Genomic DNA, 15,850 nt, shown 5'->3' with positions numbered 1-15,850 from the left:
CGGCCGATCGGTGAGCGGTCACTGTCCGAGCCGGCGGTACCGCCGCTCCGGCCGTCCCGTCCCCCCGTACCGGAGCGTGACCTCCGCGCGGCCCGTCTCCGCGAAGTACTCCAGGTAGCGACGGGCGCTGACGCGGGAGAGGGAGCCCGCCTCGGCGCACTGTGTGGCGGAGAGACCCTCCGGGTGGGCGCGGAGGATGCGGTCGACCAGGTCGGCCGTGTGCGGGGCGAGGCCCTTGGGCAGTTCGCGGGAGCCGGGCGGGCGGGTACCGAAGAGCTGGTCGACGTCCTCCTGGCGGGCCTCGTCCAGGTCGTCGAGGCGGGCCCGCAGGGACGCAACGTGGCGCAGCTGCTCCTGGAGCGCCGCCTGGTTGAAGGGCTTGATCAGGTAGTGGAGGGCCCCCGCGCGCAGGGCCGAGCGGACCGTGCCCGCGTCGCGCGCGGCGGTGATGAAGAGGACGTCGGCCGGCTGCCGGTCCCCGTCCCGCTCCTCCGCCGCCCGCAGTTCGCGCAGCACGCTGATCCCGTCCATATCGGGCAGGTAGATGTCGAGCAGCACCAGATCGGGGCGCAACCGGTCGGCCGCGCGCAGCGCTTCGGCGCCGCTGTGCGCCACCCCGGCGACGGCAAAACCGGCCGTAGCGGACACATAGCGGCTGTGCAGCTTCGCGACCATGAAGTCGTCGTCCACCACCAGCACGTTCACCGGGAGTCACCTCGCGAGATCGGTTCGCCCCTGCCCGGGCGCCGGCTCTTCGGCCGGGGGTCCGGCTCGCGGCGCAGCCGCAAACAGGTGCAGTGGCCCCGGGGAAAGCGCAGTACGCCGACACGCTAGGCGGCGACCACAACGACCACAACGTCCGTTGATTCCGGAAGAGAGACAGCTTCTTAACGCGCAGGCAACATGTGGGCCACTTCACAAGTTCCCCGCTCTGCTCGAAAGGCGGCTCACGTGCGATTGCGCACTCCCCTCGCCCTGTTCGGGGCAGCGCTGCTGGTGCTCGTAGGGCCGCCGCTGCTCACCACGGGCAGCGGCGCCGAAACCGGCACGCAGATCCCCGGCCTGCGCTTCATGGTCCCCAACACCCCCGGCGGCGGCTACGACATCACCGCCCGCACCGCGGCCAAGAACGCCGAGGACGCGGGACTCACCCACAACATCGAGGTGTTCAACCTCCCCGGCGCGGGCGGCACCGTCGGGCTCACCCGGCTCGTCGGCGAGCACGGCAACGGACGCCTCGCCATGTCCATGGGCCTCGGCGTGGTCGGCGCCGTCCACACCAACAAGTCCCCGAAGACCCTCGCCGACACGACCCCGATCGCCCGGCTCACCGAGGAGCAGGACATCGTCGTCGTCGCGAAGGACTCCCCGTACCGGACCATCCAGGACCTGCTCGACGCCTGGAGGAAGGACCCGGCCAAGCTGCCCGTCGGCGGCGGCTCCTCACCCGGCGGACCCGACCACCTCGCCCCGATGTTGATGGCACAGGCCGCCGGGATCGCCCCCAGGTCCGTCAACTACATCCCCTTCGACGGCGGCGGCGAGCTCCTCGCCTCGATCCTCGGCAACAAGGTCGCCTTCGGAGTCTCGGGCGTCGGCGAGTACCTCGATCAGATCAAGTCCGGGGAACTGCGGCTCCTCGCCGTGACCGGACCGAAGCGCGTACCGGGCCTGGACGCGCCCACCCTCCGCGAGGCCGGGCTCGACACCGACTTCACCAACTGGCGCGGCATCGTCGCCCCGCCGGGCCTCTCCGACGCCGAACGCGACAAGCTGATCGGCCTCGTCCAGGAGCTGCACGACTCCCCGCAGTGGAAGGACTCGATGAAGAAGAACGGCTGGAACGACGCCTTCCTCCCGGGGAAGAGGTTCGGCGACTTCCTCGACGAGCAGAACAAGCGCGTCGACACGGTCCTGAAGGAGCTGGGACTGTGAGCACACAGACAGCCGAGACCGAGACCCGTCCGGACGGGACCCGTCGCACCTGGCTGCGCGAGCACTCCGAACTCGGGGTCAGCCTGCTGCTGTTCCTCATCGGCGTACTCGTCCTCACCGACGCGCTGACGATGGACATCGACATAGCCCAGCGCGGTCCGATCGGGCCCAAGACCGTACCCGTCGCCGTCGGCATCGGCCTCCTCGCCGTCGCCGTCCTCCTCGCCGTCGACGTCCTGCGCGGCGGCCGCGGCGAGTCCGAGACCGGCGAGGACATCGACCTGTCCGAGCCCGGCGACCGGCGTACGGTCCTGCTCCTCGCCGGTGTCTTCCTCGCGAATGCCGTCCTCATCGGCCCCCTCGGCTTCCCCGTCTCCGGGGCGCTGCTCTTCTGGGGCTCGGCGTACGCGCTCGGCAGCCGCCACCACCACCGCGACCCGCTGATAGCCGCCGTGCTCTCCCTCGTCACCTTCTTCGTCTTCAACAACCTGCTCGGGGTACCGCTGCCCGGCGGCCCGCTCATGGGGGTGCTCTAGCCGATGGATTCGCTCAACTCCCTCCTCGACGGGTTCGGAACGGCTCTGACGCCGGTCAATCTCTTCTGGGCGGCGCTCGGCGTGCTGCTCGGCACGGCGATCGGCGTCCTGCCCGGCATCGGGCCCGCCATGGCCGTGGCCCTGCTGCTCCCGGTGACGTACGGACTCGAACCGACCGGCGCCTTCATCATGTTCGCCGGCATCTACTACGGCGCGATGTTCGGCGGCTCCACCACGTCCATCCTGCTCAACACGCCCGGTGAGAGCGCGGCCGTCGTCGCCGCCATGGAAGGCAACCCGATGGCCAAGGCGGGCCGCGGCGCACAGGCGCTCGCCGCCGCCGCGGTCGGCCACTTCGCGGGCGGCATGATCGGCACGATCCTGCTCGTCGCACTCGCCCCGACGGTCGCCGCACTCGCCGTGGACATCGGCGCGCCCGACTACTTCGCCATCATGGTGCTGGCCTTCATCGCCGTGACGTCCGTGCTCGGCTCGTCGCGGATCCGGGGGCTCGCCTCGCTGCTCATCGGACTGACGCTGGGCCTGGTCGGCCTGGACCAGATGACCGGGCAGCAGCGGCTCACCTTCGGCTCGCTGCAGCTCGCCGACGGCATCGACGTCGTCATCGTCGCAGTCGGACTCTTCGCGATCGGCGAGGCGCTGTGGGTCGCCGCCCATCTGCGGCGTACGACCGGCGAGGCGATCCCCGTCGGCCGGCCCTGGCTCGGCAAGGCGGATGTGCGCAGGACCTGGAAGTCCTGGCTGCGCGGACCGGTCATCGGCTTCCCGTTCGGTGCGATCCCGGCCGGCGGTGCGGAGATCCCGACCTTCCTGTCGTACGTCACGGAGAAGCGGCTCTCCAAGCACAAGGACGAGTTCGGCAAGGGCGCGATCGAGGGCGTGGCCGGTCCCGAGTCGGCGGCGTCCGCCTCGGCTGCGGGCACGCTCGTCTCGATGCTGACCCTGGGCCTGCCGACCACCGCCGTCGCGGCCGTGATGCTGGCCGCCTTCCAGCAGTACGGCATCCAGCCGGGCCCGCTCCTCTTCGAACGCGAACCCGACCTGGTCTGGGGCCTCATCGCCTCGCTCTTCGTCGGCATGGTGCTGCTGCTCGCGCTGAACCTGCCGCTCGCACCGCTGTGGGCGAAGCTGCTGCGCATCCCGCGGCCGTACCTCTACGCGGGGATCCTCTTCTTCGCCGCCGTCGGCGCGTACGCGGTGGGCGGGGAGGCGCTGGACCTCGTCATCCTGCTGATCATCGGCCTGATCGGCTTCGGCATGCGGCGGTACGGACTCCCGGTCCTGCCCGCGGTGATCGGCGTCATCCTCGGCCCGGCCGCGGAGCAGCAGCTGCGCCGGGCGCTGCAGATCAGCGACGGCAGCGTGAGCGGCCTGGTCAACACGCCTTTCTCGGTGACCGTGTACGCCGTGATCGTGGTGCTGCTGGCCTGGCCGTGGCTGAAGAAGCTGATCAACCGCCGTCGTAGTGTGACGGCATGACCCACGACGACATCCGGCCCGCCACCTCTGCCGACACACCGCGTGTGAAGGCCGTGACCGACGCGGCCTACCACCACTACATCGAGCGGATCGGACTCGTTCCGGCCCCGATGGAGGCGGACCACGCGGCCAACGTGGCGGCGGGGCGGGTGTACGTCGTGGGCGACCCGGTGATCGGCGTCCTGGTGCTGATCCCCGGCCAGGACCACCTCTACCTGGACTCGATCGCCGTTCACCCCGATGCCCAGGGCACCGGCCTCGGCCGCCGCCTGCTGGCCTTCGTCGAGGAGCACTCACGCGGACTCGGACTCCCCGAGGTCCGGCTCCTCACGAACGCCAAGATGTGGGAGAACCAGAGGATGTACGAGCGGTACGGCTACGAAGTCGTCGAACGCCGCATGGAAGGTCCCTACGACCGCATCCACTACCGGAAGCCGCTGCGCTGACCGGGCTCGGGCTCAGGTCAGAAGCGAGGTGAACCGGCCCTCGCGGGCGAGGAGTTCGAGGGCGTCCAGGGCGCGCTCGGCCTCCTCGGCCGCCCGGGGGTCGGTCTCCGCGAGGCCGCTCTCCCGGAACTCGTCCTCGTCCAGGCGGAGGATCTCCGTGCCGTCCGCCGACACCCACAGGTCGAGGTCCAGGTCCTCGACGACCAGCTCGCCGGCGTGGACCGTGGCGGGCCGGGTGATGTCGCAGTACCAGCCCTTCAGGGCGCCGCCGGGTCCGCGCACCTCCTTCACCGCGTACCAGCGGTCCCGCCAGTAGTACTCCGTGAAGAGGTCACCCGGCTCGAAGCGGACGAACCCGAAGTCCCGTACGCCGTCGCCCGCCCAGGGCGCGCGGACGGTGATGCGGGTGCCGTCGTCGGAGACGAGCTCCGCCGGATAGCGGATCTTGGTGCGGCCGGCCTTGACCAGGACGACCTCGATCCGCTCAGCCGAGGGTGCGGACATGGCGGACCTCCGTCGCGCAGATCTCGTAGCCGAACCACTTGTTGATCGCCAGCATCGGCCCGTTGCCCGTGTCGTTGCCGGTGAACGCCTCCGTGTACCCCGCGGCGCGGGCGCGGTGGAGTGAGTCGTTCTTGGCGAGTTTGGCCAGGCCCCGGCCGCGGAAGGCTCGGGCGGTGCCCGTCATCACCGTGCCGTAGCGGGGGGAGCCGTCCGTACGTGCCGCGCTGAACGCTGCCGGGCGGCCGTCGACCAGGGCCACCGAGGTCAGCTCGCGGCTGAGCAGGGGATGGTTCCAGGTCTCGGCCAGCCAGTGCTCGTAGTCCGTCGACTCCGAGTAGTTCACATCGCTCGGCTCGTCGGCCGTGGTCTCCGCGTCCAGCTCGAACAGCGGCCGCGGATCGTCGGCGAAGTGCTCGCCGGACACGATCTCCACCCCGGCCGGGGGCGCCGACAGCGGCGGCAGGGTGCCGCCCGCCAGGTCGAGGCGGAGGAAGTGCGCGGAGCGGCTCGGGCGGTAGCCGTGCCGCTCGGCGAAGACGCGGTTCGCCGGCTCGTCCAGCACCCACGAGTAAACGGTGTCGGCTCCCGCGCCCGCCAGATGCTCCTCGGCGGCCCGGACGATCAGCGCCCCGGCGCCCCGGCGCCGCCGGTCCGGATGCACGTAGACATTGGCGTAGCCGACGCCCGGATCCGGGCTGTCGTACACAATTCCGACCTGGGCCGTACCGATGATCTCGCCGTCCTCCAGCGCGATGACCTGCCGGTAGTGCGCGTCGGGATGCGCGTGCGCGGCGTCGAATGCCACCGACTCGGCGTTCGCCAGCATGAAGGGCAGGGCTGCCCGCCGGACCCGGGCGAAGCCCTCGGCATCCTGGATGTTCTGGGGGCGTACAGCACGCACAATCAACGTCATGAGGGGGCACGCTACGGGCGCCTCCGGCGCCACCGCCTCCCATTTTCCGCCGGTCGGCGCAGCGGTGGGGGACAATCGGGCCGTGACCTTGAAGATCGTCATCGATACGCACTCCGCCACCGCTCCGTACGAGCAGCTCCGCGCCCAGATCTCCGCGCAGGCCCGCTCGGGCGCGCTCCCCGTCGGCTACAAGCTGCCGACCGTACGGGGCCTCGCCGAGGAACTGGGCCTCGCCGCGAACACCGTCGCCAAGGCCTACCGCGCGCTGGAGGGCGACGGGGTGATCGAGACGCGCGGCCGCAACGGGACATTCGTCGCGGCGGCGGGCGACGCGGCGGAGCGCCAGGCGGCGTCGGCCGCCCAGGCGTACGCGGCAGAGGCCCGCCGCCTCGGGCTGTCCCGCGCGGACGCGGCGTCGGCGGTGGAGGATGCGCTGCGGGCGGCGTACGGCGAGTGACAAGGGTCCGGCGCACTTGGCACCGGACCCTGTCCTTCAGTGACCGGGGCAGGATTCGAACCCGTACTCACGAGTGCCGCTGCCCGACAGGACCTAGTCATCCAGGCTTCCCATGGTCAAGTTGATGGTGGTTCCGGTCATCCCGCTCGCCTTGTCGGAAGCCATGAAGACCGCCAGGTTCGCCATTTCCTCGAGCGTCATGAGCCTTCGTGCGTGGGTCCTGCTTGCCAGGAACTCCTGCCACTGTTCCCAGGTCATTCCCGATGCCTTGGCGCGAGGCTCGAAGGCTTCCTTGATCGTGCGTGTCTCCGGCATGGCCTGTGGTCGCAGACCGACCACGCGAATGCCGTGAGGTGCGAGTTCGGCGGACAGACCTCGAGTGAGTGCCTCCTTGGCGGCCATCGCCGGACCGTAGCCTCCCACCAAGGGAATGCCCGTCCGCGAGTGGAGTGCGGTGACGGTCATGATCACACCCGATTTGTTCGCGACCATCCGTCGGGCCGCCATGCGTGCGGTCAGGAAGTACGAGGTCGTGTAGGTCGTGATCGGCAGGGAGAACTGCTCGACATCCAGCTCGATCAGAGGGACGCCCAGAATGCTCGTATTCGGGATGCCGACCGCGTTGAACGAGATGTCGACGCGTCCCGCCTTGTCGATCAGGGACTGTAGATGCTCGTCCACAGCCTGCTCGTCGAGAGCGTCCACCTCCGCCGCCTCGGCTGATCCGCCGGCCGAAACGACGTCCTTGGCGACAACTTCGACGGGCGCAAGGTGGCGCCCGGTGAGAAATAGACGAGCCCCCTCGGAGGCAAAGGCGCGTGCGACAGCACTGCCGATCGCGCCTCCGGCTCCGTAGATCACCGCAACCTTGTCCTTCAGCATCATCTCCGGCTTCCTTTCTGTGCCCAGGGGGCACACCCTCCCCCCTCATGAGTCAAGGCCGACTGCTGAAACTCATCTGCGCATGGCTGTCTTTTTCGCCATCCGCCGACGTCCGGATCGTCCGAGCCGTCGATGATGCAGACACCGCGACGTCAGGAAAGTGGGCGCCCACCAACCGCCCAGTTCGCCCCTCGGCCGGTGTCTGTACAGGATGGAAGTGCGACTGTCTGTACAGGATGGAAGTGCGACAAGGTGCGGGAGAGTCGTGAGGCGAGGGTGGAGTGGTGACAACCGAGCTGATCACCAGGGCGCGGGCCGGGGACGGCGACGCGTTCCGAGCGCTGACCGAGCCGTACCGCCGGGAGCTACAGGTGCACTGCTACCGGATGCTCGGTTCCTTGCAGGACGCCGAGGACGCCCTCCAGGACACGCTGCTGGCCGCCTGGCAGGGCCTCGGAGGATTCGAGGGCCGCGCCTCGATCCGCACCTGGCTCTACCGGATCGCCACCAACATGTGCCTCAACGCGCGTCGGTCGGCGAGCCGGCGCCCGGCCCGGAAGTGGGACATGCCCGAGGTCGAACCGCCCGAGCCGACCCGGCTCGGCCAGGTCGTATGGCTCGAGCCGTTTCCCGATGCCCTCCTCGAGGGAGCGATCGATGTGCCCCTCGGCCCGGAGGCCCGCTATGAGCAGACCGAAGCCATCTCCCTGGCCTTCGTGACCGCTCTTCAGGTCCTGCCGCCTCGCCAGCTCGCCGTGCTCATCTTGCGCGACGTCCTCGGATTCCATGCGAACGAGGTGGCCGACATGCTCGACTCGACCGTCGAGTCGGTGAACAGCGCCCTCAAACGGGCCCGCGCCGGCCTGCAGCGCCGGCAGCCGCCGACCGACGAGCGCGAACCGGCTCCCGCCCCCGGCGGGGCCTCCGAGCAGACGCTCGTGGCAGAGTTCGTCCGCGCCTACGAGTCCGGGGATCTGGACGCGCTGGTGGCCCTTCTGACGGACGATGTCTTCATCTCCATGCCACCGATTCCCCTCGAATACCAAGGCCGCGACGTCGTGGCCCGCCTCTTCGCCGGCATCTTCCGCTCGGGCCGAAGGGTTGACCTCGTGCCGACGCGAGCCAACGGTCAGCCGGCGTTCGGGGCCTACCTGCGCGCCTCCACCGGCGTCCGTCATGGAACCGGCCTGTTCGTCCTCACCCTCACCGGCGACCGCATCTGCGCCTTCACCCGCTTCGACAACAGCGTGCTCCCATGGTTCGGGCTGCCGCGATCGCTCCCAAGCCGATAGCAGCCCGACCGCGGAGGTCACAGATACAGGCCCGCGTCCGCCCCGTCGTGCTGCGAGGGCACCGACGCCGGGGTCGTCCCGCGCCGCAGGGCGTACAGCTCCGCCAGCGTCGCGCCCTCGCGGCCCACGCCCTCGTCCGTGCCCAGCCAGGTCACCGCCTCGGCCCGGGTGAGCGGGCCGACCTCGATGCGGGCGAGGCAGCGGCCGGGGCGGACGACCGCAGGGTGGAGGCGCTCCAGGTCCTCGTTCGTGGTGACGCCCACCAGGACGTTGCGCCCCTGGCCCAGCAGTCCGTCCGTCAGGTTGAGCAGCCGGGACAGTGCCTGGCCCGCCGTGTGCCGGGCCTCGCCGCGGATCAGTTCGTCGCAGTCCTCCAGGAGGAGCAGCCGCCAGCGGCCCTTGGCCGTGCCGTCGTCCTCGCCGATTGCGATGTCCATCAGATAGCCGACGTCGTTGAAGAGCCGCTCCGGGTCCAGCACGCAGTCCACCTGGCACCAGTCCCGCCAGGAGCGGGCCAGGGTCCGCAGCGCCGACGTCTTGCCCGTACCCGGCGGTCCGTGCAGCAGGAGCAGCCGGCCCGCGATGTCGTCCGGGGTCACCTTCATCAGCCGGTCCATCGCATCGGCCACCGGCGCTGTGTAGTTGGGCCGGATCTCCTCCCACGTACCCGCGCTGATCTGGCGGGTTGTGCGGTGCGGGCCGCGGCGCGGGGACACGTACCAGAAGCCCATCGTCACGTTCTCGGGCTGGGGCTCCGGCTCGTCCTGGACGCCGTCGGTCGCCTGCTGGTGGATCTTCTCGGCGAGTTCGGAGCTGACGGCGGTGACGGTGACATCGGCCCCCCGGTTCCACCGGGAGATCAGCAGGGTCCAGCCCTCGCCCTCGGCGAGCGTCGCGCTGCGGTCGTCGTCGCGCGCCGCGCGCAGCACGGACGCGCCCGGCGGCAGCAGCGTGGCGCCGGGCTTGACCCGGTCGATCGTCGAACTGTGCGAGTACGGCTGCTCGCCCGTCGCGAAGCGGCCGAGGAACAGCGCGTCGACGACGTCCGACGGTGAATCGCTGTCGTCGACGTTGAGCCGGATCGGCAGCGCGTCCTCAGGGTTGGCAGGCATGGCGCCCATGATCCGGCACGAGGGCGCTCCGCGCACGATGTTTTGGCGTGTGGCACCCGTTGTGCGTTGCGCAGGCGCGGGCGGCTCATTCGCGCAGCAGCCGTACCGCCCTGCGCGCCCGGCGGACGACGGCGTACCCCTTCGTCAGCGCCCGGTCCCCGGCGAAGTTACGGGCGATGGCGCGGCCCTCGACGAGCCGCTCGAACTCCTCGATGCCGGTGCTCCGCCGGACAGTCACGCGCTCCAGCGCGTACGGGCCCTGGCGGCGGCGGGCCAGAGCGTTGCCCACAGCGAGCGACTGGGCGAAACCCGCGGCGCGCACCATGTGCCGTACGCGCCGGCTGGAGTAGCCGTACGGATAGGCGAAGGAGACCGGGGCCGCTCCCGTTTCCCCGGCGATGATCTCCCGGCAGCGCAGCGTCTCGTACCGCAGTCGTCGGTCGTCGAGCTGGTCCAGCTGCGGATGGGTGTGGGTGTGGCCGCCGATCTCCGTGCCCGCGGCGGCCAGGGCCCTCACCTGGTCCCAGTCGAGCATGGTGTCGATGGCGCCGCCCGTCTCGTGCTCGCCCCGCAGCCAGCCGGTCGACACGAACAGGGTCGAGGCGAAGCCGCGCTTGGCGAGGACGGGGAGGGCATGGCGGTGCACGCCCTCGTAGCCGTCGTCGAAGGTGATCAGCACGGGGCGGGTCGGCAGTGGCTCCCCGCGCCGCCACGCCCGCCCGAGCTCCGCCGTGGTGACGGGCGTGAACCCGCGCTCGCCGATCAGCTCCATCTGCTCGGCGAAGGCCTCCGGTGATACGGACAGTCCGTAGGTCGCGGGCGCGGGCCGGTGCCCGACCGCGTGGTACATGAGGATGGGCACGGCCTGGTTCACGGCGACGACTCACCTGCCGAGCTTCCCGGGATCCCCATGCCTCCTGAGCTTCCCGTGCCTCCTGAGCCTCCTGAGCTTCCCGGGGTTCCCGCGCTCGGCGCGTAGGCGGTGATGGGGCCGTGGGAGAACGCCACTCCGGAGCGGGTGCGCACATTCGCCAGCGCGTACCCGGCCGCCGCCGTCGCGACGCCTGCCACGATCGCGGCCGCGCGGCCCGCCCCGCCGGGTCTGCCCAGCAGGGCGTCGCGCAGTCCGCGCGCGACGCCCGCCGGAAGCACCCGCGTCGTGTACCGGCGCTCGGACTCCAGGCCCTTGTCGCTGCCGACGCTGCGGGCGACGAGGGCCTTGGAGAGGCCTTCGGCGTACGTACGCGTACGGAAGTATCCGAAGCGCTCGCGGGCCGGCGGGACCTTGTGGTGGATGACGGCGCGGTCGTCGATCAGCAGGACCGCATGGGGGAGGGCCCGGCCGAGCCGGATGCACAGTTCGGTCTCCTCGCAGCCCAGCGGCCGTTTGTCGCCGTCCCGTCCGATGCCGGTGGCGAAGCCGCCCGCGGCGTCGAAGGCCGTGCGCCGGAAGGAGGCGTTCCCGCCGAGGACGTTGCGTACGCGCACACGCCCCGGCGGCAGGCCCCGGTACGTGCAGCCCACGACCCAGTCGAACTCGTCCGGGAACCAGGCAGGCCGACGGCCCGACGCCCAGGCCGGCAGGGTCCTTCCGCCCACGGCCACCACGCGCGGATCGTCGTAGCCCTCGTCGAAGTACCGCAGCCAGTCGCGCTCGGCCACGGCGTCGTCGTCGAGGAAGGCGACGATCTCGCCGCGCGCCGCGGCGATTCCGGTGTTACGGCCGGCGGAGAGGCCGCGGGGGCCCGCGTTGGCGAGCACCCGCACCTCCGCTCCGGTCCGTCCGCCGGTCTCCGCGTCGGTCTTGAACTCCCTGCCCAGGCGTTCCCGCAGCGCCGGGTTGTGGTCGACGACGAGCAGCGTCTCCAGGGCCGGGAGCGACTGCTGCCGCACCGAGTCGACCGCCGCGAGGATGTCCTCCCAGCGGTCCTCGGTGTAGACGCAGATCACCACGGAGTACGTCCGGTGGCTCAAGAGACCTCTCCCCGCGGAGCCTTGAGGGTGATGGCGGGCGTGCGGCGCGCCGGGCGGCGGACGCCCTTCTCCTTGAGGATCACCTTGAGGACCCGCAGACCGTCCCGTACGGCGCTGAGGTTGCTGACGCCGTGGATGCGCAGGTACTCGTGGCTGGGCACTTCCTGGACCCGCAGGCCGGCCTTGACCACCCGGATGTTCATGAGGGTCTCGATCTCGAAGCCGGTGCAGTCCAGGGTGATCCTGTCGAGGCAGTGGCGCCAGAAGGCGTTGTAGCCGTAGCAGAGGTCGGTGTAGCGCGCGCCGAACTTGGCGTTGACGACAGCGCACAGGACGCGGTTGCCGAGTTTGCGGATGGGCGTCATGTCGTCCGTACCGCCGCCGTTGGCGAAGCGGGAGCCCTTGGCGAAGTCGGCGCCGCCGACGAGGGCCGAGACATAGCTGACGATCTCCTGGCCGTCGGCCGAGCCGTCCGCGTCGACCATGACGATGATGTCGCCGGTGCAGGCGGCGAAGCCGCTGATGAGGGCGTCGCCCTTGCCCTTTCCGGCCTGTCTGACGACTTTGACGTCGGGCCACAGTTCCCGGGCGACATTCACGGTGTCGTCCGTGGAATTTCCGTCGACGAGAACGACTTCATGGATCCATTCGGGCAGCGTCTTGAAGACGTACGGAAGATTTTCCGCCTCGTTCATGGCGGGGATCACGACGCTGACGGGCGGCGCGATTGCGAGATGGGAGGAGATCGGCCGGTACTGGGCCGGTATTCGGCTCAATGTGGCAGTGGCAGTGGCGGTGGCGGTGGCGGTGGCCGTAGCGGTGGCCGTGGCCGGAGCCGCGGCGGTGTTCCCCGAGGCCGCCGGGCGCAGGAACGAGCTCATGAGCGGTTTCCCTCTCGTCCGGTGGACCGCCCGCCCCGGGGCGGTCCGAATGAGTGTCCGGTTCGAAAGGGGGGTTCTCACCCCGGTCATGACGGCACGGATCTCCGTGCACATTGGGTGAGTCGGCATTGCAGGTCGCGCGGCCCGTGAACCGGCGCATGCGTGATGACATGGCCGAACACGGCACCCCCCTACCGCGCTCCGCTCCGGACCCATCGGGATGCTCGACCCCTCCCCTGGAGTCGCCTTGCATGATGGACCGTTGCGGGTGGATGTACGACGGTATTGATAATTAGGACTGTATGGCAAGACCTGGACCGAGGTCTCACGTTTCTACTTCTTTTTCCTTCCCGGGCGGAAATGCACAAGCCTGTTCCGCATCCCGATGAGAAAGAGAAGGAGAGTGATCGCTGTTACGGATGTGACGCCGACTTCAACGGAGCGGATGTCCAGCACCCGCAGCAATCGGGCGAGGAAAAGATCAATGACGACCGCGCCGGCCGCCGACAGAACGAATCGGGCCGACCGGGCCAACGGGCGCAGCGCAGTGGCGAGTCCGGCGGCCGGCGCCACGAGGAGATAGAAGAGCGCGAGCGGCGCGCGCAGCGGTGAGTCGACACCGGCGAGCGCCAGTGCCGCGCCGACCCCCGACACGGCCAGGGCTCCCCCCGCGAGCACCGGCGGCACATCCGGCCGAAGGTCCGGTTTGCTGGTGATCGTCTGCATGGGCGACTTTGCCCCCCAAGGTGCCAGATGTGTGCATCCATGCTGGGGTGCGGCCGATGGTCCGTCAAGAAGTGGGCGCCGGTAACCGATTGGTCTTGGCATGGACACTTCCGGTGAACTATGGGGCGTGCTACGACAGTTGAGGCAGAGATCCTGCTAAAGGGAGGTTCCATGAAACTGTCCCGAATCGCGGCATTCTCATCCTCACTCCTCCTCGGCGCCGTCCTCGCTCTCACCGGAGCGGGCCAGGCGCAGGCCGCCCAGAACGCGGCAGCACTGGACTACGTGGCCCTCGGCGACTCGTACTCCTCGGGCCTCGGGGCCGGCTCCTACATCAGCTCCAGCGGCAACTGCAAGCGCACCAACCGGGCCTACCCCGCCCTCTGGGCAGCCGCCAACTCACCCTCCTCGTTCGCCTTCACCGCCTGCTCGGGCGCTCGTACGAGTGATGTGACGGCGAACCAGCTCGGCCCCGTCACCTCCGCGACCGACCTCGTCTCCATCACCATCGGCGGCAACGACGCAGGCTTCTCCGACGTCATGACCACCTGTGTCCTGCAGTCCGAGAGCACCTGCATCGCCCGCGTCGAGGAGGCGAAGCGCTACGTCGACACGACCCTGCCCGGGCGTCTCGACTCGGTGTACTCGGCCATCAGGAGCAGAGCGTCGGCGGCGCACGTCGTCGTCCTCGGCTACCCCCGCTTCTACAAGCTGGCCGGAAGCTGCATCGCCGGCCTCAGCGAGAACGAGCGCGCCGCGATCAACGGCGGCGCCGACCACCTCAACGCCGCCATCGCCAAGCGCGCCGCCGACCACGGATTCACCTTCGCCGATGTCGTGCCGGCCTTCACCGGGCACGAGATCTGCTCCGGCGCCGCATGGCTGCACAGTGTCAACTGGCTGAACATCAGCGAGTCGTACCACCCCACCGCATCGGGACAGTCCGGCGGCTACCTGCCCCCGTTCAGTTCTGCGGTGTGAGCGAACCCGCCGGATAGGAGGGCTCGCCCGTCGGGGCGTCCTCCTTGCACGTCACCGAGAACGCCACCCAGTTCGATCGCGCCTCGACCGGGCTCCGGACCTCCAGCCGGATCCGGTCGTGGTGCTCCGCGTTCTCCTCGTACGTCAGCTCGATGTGATTCACCTGCTGCGACTTCCCTTCCCCGGAGGGGAAGTCGAGTGTCTTCCATTCCCCGCCGGGCGTCCTGCCCCTCTCGGTCACCCAGCGGTACGAGACGGAGACGGGCGTACGTCCCACGGTGACCGTCGCCCGGAAAGCGGGTGCCTCGGCCTCGGGCGGCGGGCAGGTGCCGCTGTAGCTGCCGATCACGGCCTGGGCGTACACCTGCACGGTCTGCGGCGGCTGTGGCGGCGGGGAGCTGTGGCCGCCGGCGGTGGGGTTCTCCGTGGTGCCCGGTGTGCCTGGGGTGTCCTCGGGGGAGCTTTCCGCGGTCGTGGCCGGGCCGGTGGTGACGCCGCCGTTAGCCGTGCCGCCGTCCGTCGCACCGTTGTTCGCACCACCGCTGCCGTTGCCCTCACCGCCGTTGCCCCCGCTGTTCACGAGTGCGTACGTGAGGCCACCGATCGCCAGGAGCAGGACCGCGATCCCCACGACCAGCGCGGTCGTGGCCCGTCGCGGCCGGTCCGGCCGGACAGGGGTCGTTCCCGTCGGTGGCGTGGGCGGTCCGAAGCGGCCCACGGGTGCGGCCGGAGTCGCCGGCGTGGCCGGTGAGGTGACCGTCGGGGCGGACGGGCCGGAGGTCGGCAGGGGAGTGGAGCCGGTACGCGGCGTGCCGCCGGCGCCCACGATCCGCAGCTCACGCTCGGCCTCCTCCGCGGACATCCGCTCCGCGGGATCCTTCCGCAGCAGCCCGGCGATCACCGGCGCCAGCGGACCCGCCCTGCGCGGTGGCGGCAGCTCCTCGTCGACGACCGCCCGCAGCGTGCTCAGCGGCGTGTTCTGGCGGAAGGGAGAGACGCCTTCCACGGCGGCGTACAGCAGCACCCCGAGCGACCACAGATCCGACTCCGGGCCCGGAGTGCGCCCGAGCGCCCGCTCCGGGGCGAGGAACTCGGGCGATCCGACGAGCTCACCGGTCATCGTCAGATTCGATGTGCCCTCGACCATCGCGATCCCGAAGTCCGTGAGCACCACCCGGCCGTCGTTGGCGAGCAGCACGTTCCCGGGCTTCACATCGCGGTGCAGCACCCCCGCCTCGTGTGCGCCCCGCAGCGCGGCGAGGACCTCGGCCCCGATGTGCGCGGCGCGCCGCGGTGGCATCGGGCCCTCGGCGTCGAGCACCTCGGAGAGCGGGAGCCCCCGGATCAGCTCCATCACGATCCACGGCCGGCCGTCGTGGGACGCCACGTCGTAGACCGTGACCACATTGCGCTGCGAGATCCGGGCGGCTGCCCAGCCCTCGCGCTCCAGGCGCGCGTACAGCCGCCGCACATCGGTGGTGCCGAGCGCTTCGGGCGCCCGGACCTCCTTGACCGCGACCTCCCGGCCGAGGACCTCGTCACGGGCGCGCCACACGACGCCCATGCCGCCCTCGCCGAGCCGGTCGAGCAGGCGGTAGCGCCCCGCGATCAGCCCCTCGTCGTCCCGATGGCCGTCCCGACCGTCGCCCGGCACTTCGCTCATGACGAGCCCCCCATCCGCAGCAGAGCGACCATCACGGTGTAAACCCCT

The 15,850-nt window shown here is 70.4% G+C and carries 17 protein-coding genes; 7 read left to right on the top strand and 10 right to left on the bottom strand.

The window, feature by feature from the left end; genetic code table 11:
* Nucleotides 1-18 precede the first annotated feature (18 nt).
* Entirely contained in the window at nt 19-699 is a 681-nt protein-coding gene (locus ACWCXB_RS13610) for a response regulator (protein ID WP_450722414.1), read from the bottom strand.
* Nucleotides 700-951: 252 nt separating this feature from the next.
* On the opposite strand from ACWCXB_RS13610, the gene ACWCXB_RS13605 reads away from it, so the two are divergent.
* From ACWCXB_RS13605 to ACWCXB_RS13590, 4 genes are read left to right on the top strand one after another with little or no spacing between them, the layout of a single operon-like run.
* Nucleotides 952-1,935: a Bug family tripartite tricarboxylate transporter substrate binding protein gene (locus ACWCXB_RS13605; protein WP_450722281.1), complete on the top strand. Its 984-nt coding sequence runs from the start codon at nt 952-954 to the stop codon at nt 1,933-1,935.
* Nucleotides 1,932-2,471, top strand: coding sequence for a tripartite tricarboxylate transporter TctB family protein (locus ACWCXB_RS13600; RefSeq protein ID WP_450722279.1), 540 nt, complete (start codon nt 1,932-1,934; stop codon nt 2,469-2,471). Before ACWCXB_RS13605 ends, ACWCXB_RS13600 begins: the two co-directional genes overlap by 4 nt.
* A gap of 3 nt (nt 2,472-2,474) precedes the next feature.
* Nucleotides 2,475-3,971 (top strand): tripartite tricarboxylate transporter permease, encoded by a 1,497-nt coding sequence (locus tag ACWCXB_RS13595; protein WP_450722277.1) that lies wholly within the window; start codon nt 2,475-2,477, stop codon nt 3,969-3,971.
* A complete protein-coding gene (locus tag ACWCXB_RS13590; protein ID WP_450722275.1) occupies nt 3,968-4,417 on the top strand; it encodes a GNAT family N-acetyltransferase in 450 nt (149 codons plus the stop codon). The genes ACWCXB_RS13595 and ACWCXB_RS13590 overlap by 4 nt, the downstream gene beginning before the upstream one ends.
* 12 nt (nt 4,418-4,429) lie before the next feature.
* Here ACWCXB_RS13590 and ACWCXB_RS13585 read toward each other — a convergent pair whose 3' ends face one another.
* Nucleotides 4,430-4,921 carry a DUF402 domain-containing protein gene (locus ACWCXB_RS13585; protein WP_450722273.1) on the bottom strand — a complete coding sequence of 164 codons (492 nt, stop codon included), beginning with the start codon at nt 4,919-4,921 and terminating at the stop codon, nt 4,430-4,432.
* Nucleotides 4,902-5,834 carry an N-acetyltransferase family protein gene (locus ACWCXB_RS13580; protein WP_450722271.1) on the bottom strand — a complete coding sequence of 311 codons (933 nt, stop codon included), beginning with the start codon at nt 5,832-5,834 and terminating at the stop codon, nt 4,902-4,904. The genes ACWCXB_RS13585 and ACWCXB_RS13580 overlap by 20 nt, the downstream gene beginning before the upstream one ends.
* An 82-nt stretch (nt 5,835-5,916) precedes the next feature.
* On the opposite strand from ACWCXB_RS13580, the gene ACWCXB_RS13575 reads away from it, so the two are divergent.
* The gene (locus ACWCXB_RS13575) at nt 5,917-6,291 is read left to right on the top strand and encodes a GntR family transcriptional regulator (RefSeq protein WP_450722269.1); all 375 of its coding nucleotides are present in this window, start codon (nt 5,917-5,919) and stop codon (nt 6,289-6,291) included.
* A 93-nt stretch (nt 6,292-6,384) separates the two neighbouring features.
* Here the strand turns inward: ACWCXB_RS13575 and ACWCXB_RS13570 are convergent, their stop codons facing one another.
* A complete protein-coding gene (locus ACWCXB_RS13570) occupies nt 6,385-7,176 on the bottom strand; it encodes an SDR family NAD(P)-dependent oxidoreductase (protein ID WP_450722267.1) in 792 nt (263 codons plus the stop codon).
* Between the two features lie 281 nt (nt 7,177-7,457).
* On the opposite strand from ACWCXB_RS13570, the gene ACWCXB_RS13565 reads away from it, so the two are divergent.
* Complete coding sequence (locus ACWCXB_RS13565; RefSeq protein ID WP_450722265.1) at nt 7,458-8,465, top strand: sigma-70 family RNA polymerase sigma factor; 1,008 nt, start codon at nt 7,458-7,460, stop codon at nt 8,463-8,465.
* Nucleotides 8,466-8,482: 17 nt separating this feature from the next.
* Here the strand turns inward: ACWCXB_RS13565 and ACWCXB_RS13560 are convergent, their stop codons facing one another.
* From ACWCXB_RS13560 to ACWCXB_RS13540, 5 genes are all read right to left on the bottom strand, one after another.
* On the bottom strand, nt 8,483-9,577 hold the full coding sequence (locus ACWCXB_RS13560; RefSeq protein WP_450722263.1) for a DUF5925 domain-containing protein: 1,095 nt from the start codon (nt 9,575-9,577) through the stop codon (nt 8,483-8,485).
* Nucleotides 9,578-9,662: 85 nt separating this feature from the next.
* Nucleotides 9,663-10,427, bottom strand: a complete 765-nt coding sequence (locus ACWCXB_RS13555; protein ID WP_450722412.1) for a polysaccharide deacetylase family protein — start codon at nt 10,425-10,427, stop codon at nt 9,663-9,665.
* Between the two features lie 20 nt (nt 10,428-10,447).
* Entirely contained in the window at nt 10,448-11,551 is a 1,104-nt protein-coding gene (locus tag ACWCXB_RS13550; protein WP_450722261.1) for a glycosyltransferase family 2 protein, read from the bottom strand.
* Entirely contained in the window at nt 11,548-12,432 is an 885-nt protein-coding gene (locus ACWCXB_RS13545; RefSeq protein WP_450722259.1) for a glycosyltransferase family 2 protein, read from the bottom strand. Before ACWCXB_RS13545 ends, ACWCXB_RS13550 begins: the two co-directional genes overlap by 4 nt.
* 333 nt (nt 12,433-12,765) lie before the next feature.
* Nucleotides 12,766-13,158 (bottom strand): hypothetical protein, encoded by a 393-nt coding sequence (locus ACWCXB_RS13540; RefSeq protein ID WP_450722258.1) that lies wholly within the window; start codon nt 13,156-13,158, stop codon nt 12,766-12,768.
* A gap of 171 nt (nt 13,159-13,329) precedes the next feature.
* Here ACWCXB_RS13540 and ACWCXB_RS13535 point away from each other — a divergent pair, with 171 nt between their 5' ends.
* On the top strand, nt 13,330-14,139 hold the full coding sequence (locus ACWCXB_RS13535; protein WP_450722256.1) for an SGNH/GDSL hydrolase family protein: 810 nt from the start codon (nt 13,330-13,332) through the stop codon (nt 14,137-14,139).
* Here ACWCXB_RS13535 and ACWCXB_RS13530 read toward each other — a convergent pair.
* On the bottom strand, nt 14,123-15,802 hold the full coding sequence (locus ACWCXB_RS13530) for a serine/threonine-protein kinase (RefSeq protein WP_450722254.1): 1,680 nt from the start codon (nt 15,800-15,802) through the stop codon (nt 14,123-14,125). The genes ACWCXB_RS13535 and ACWCXB_RS13530 overlap by 17 nt on opposite strands.
* Between the last annotated feature and the right edge of the window lie 48 nt (nt 15,803-15,850).

This window comes from Streptomyces sp. NPDC001514 (assembly GCF_053597075.1).
Note: the sequence above shows the minus strand (reverse complement) of the source record. Positions and strands in the feature narration are given on the sequence as shown.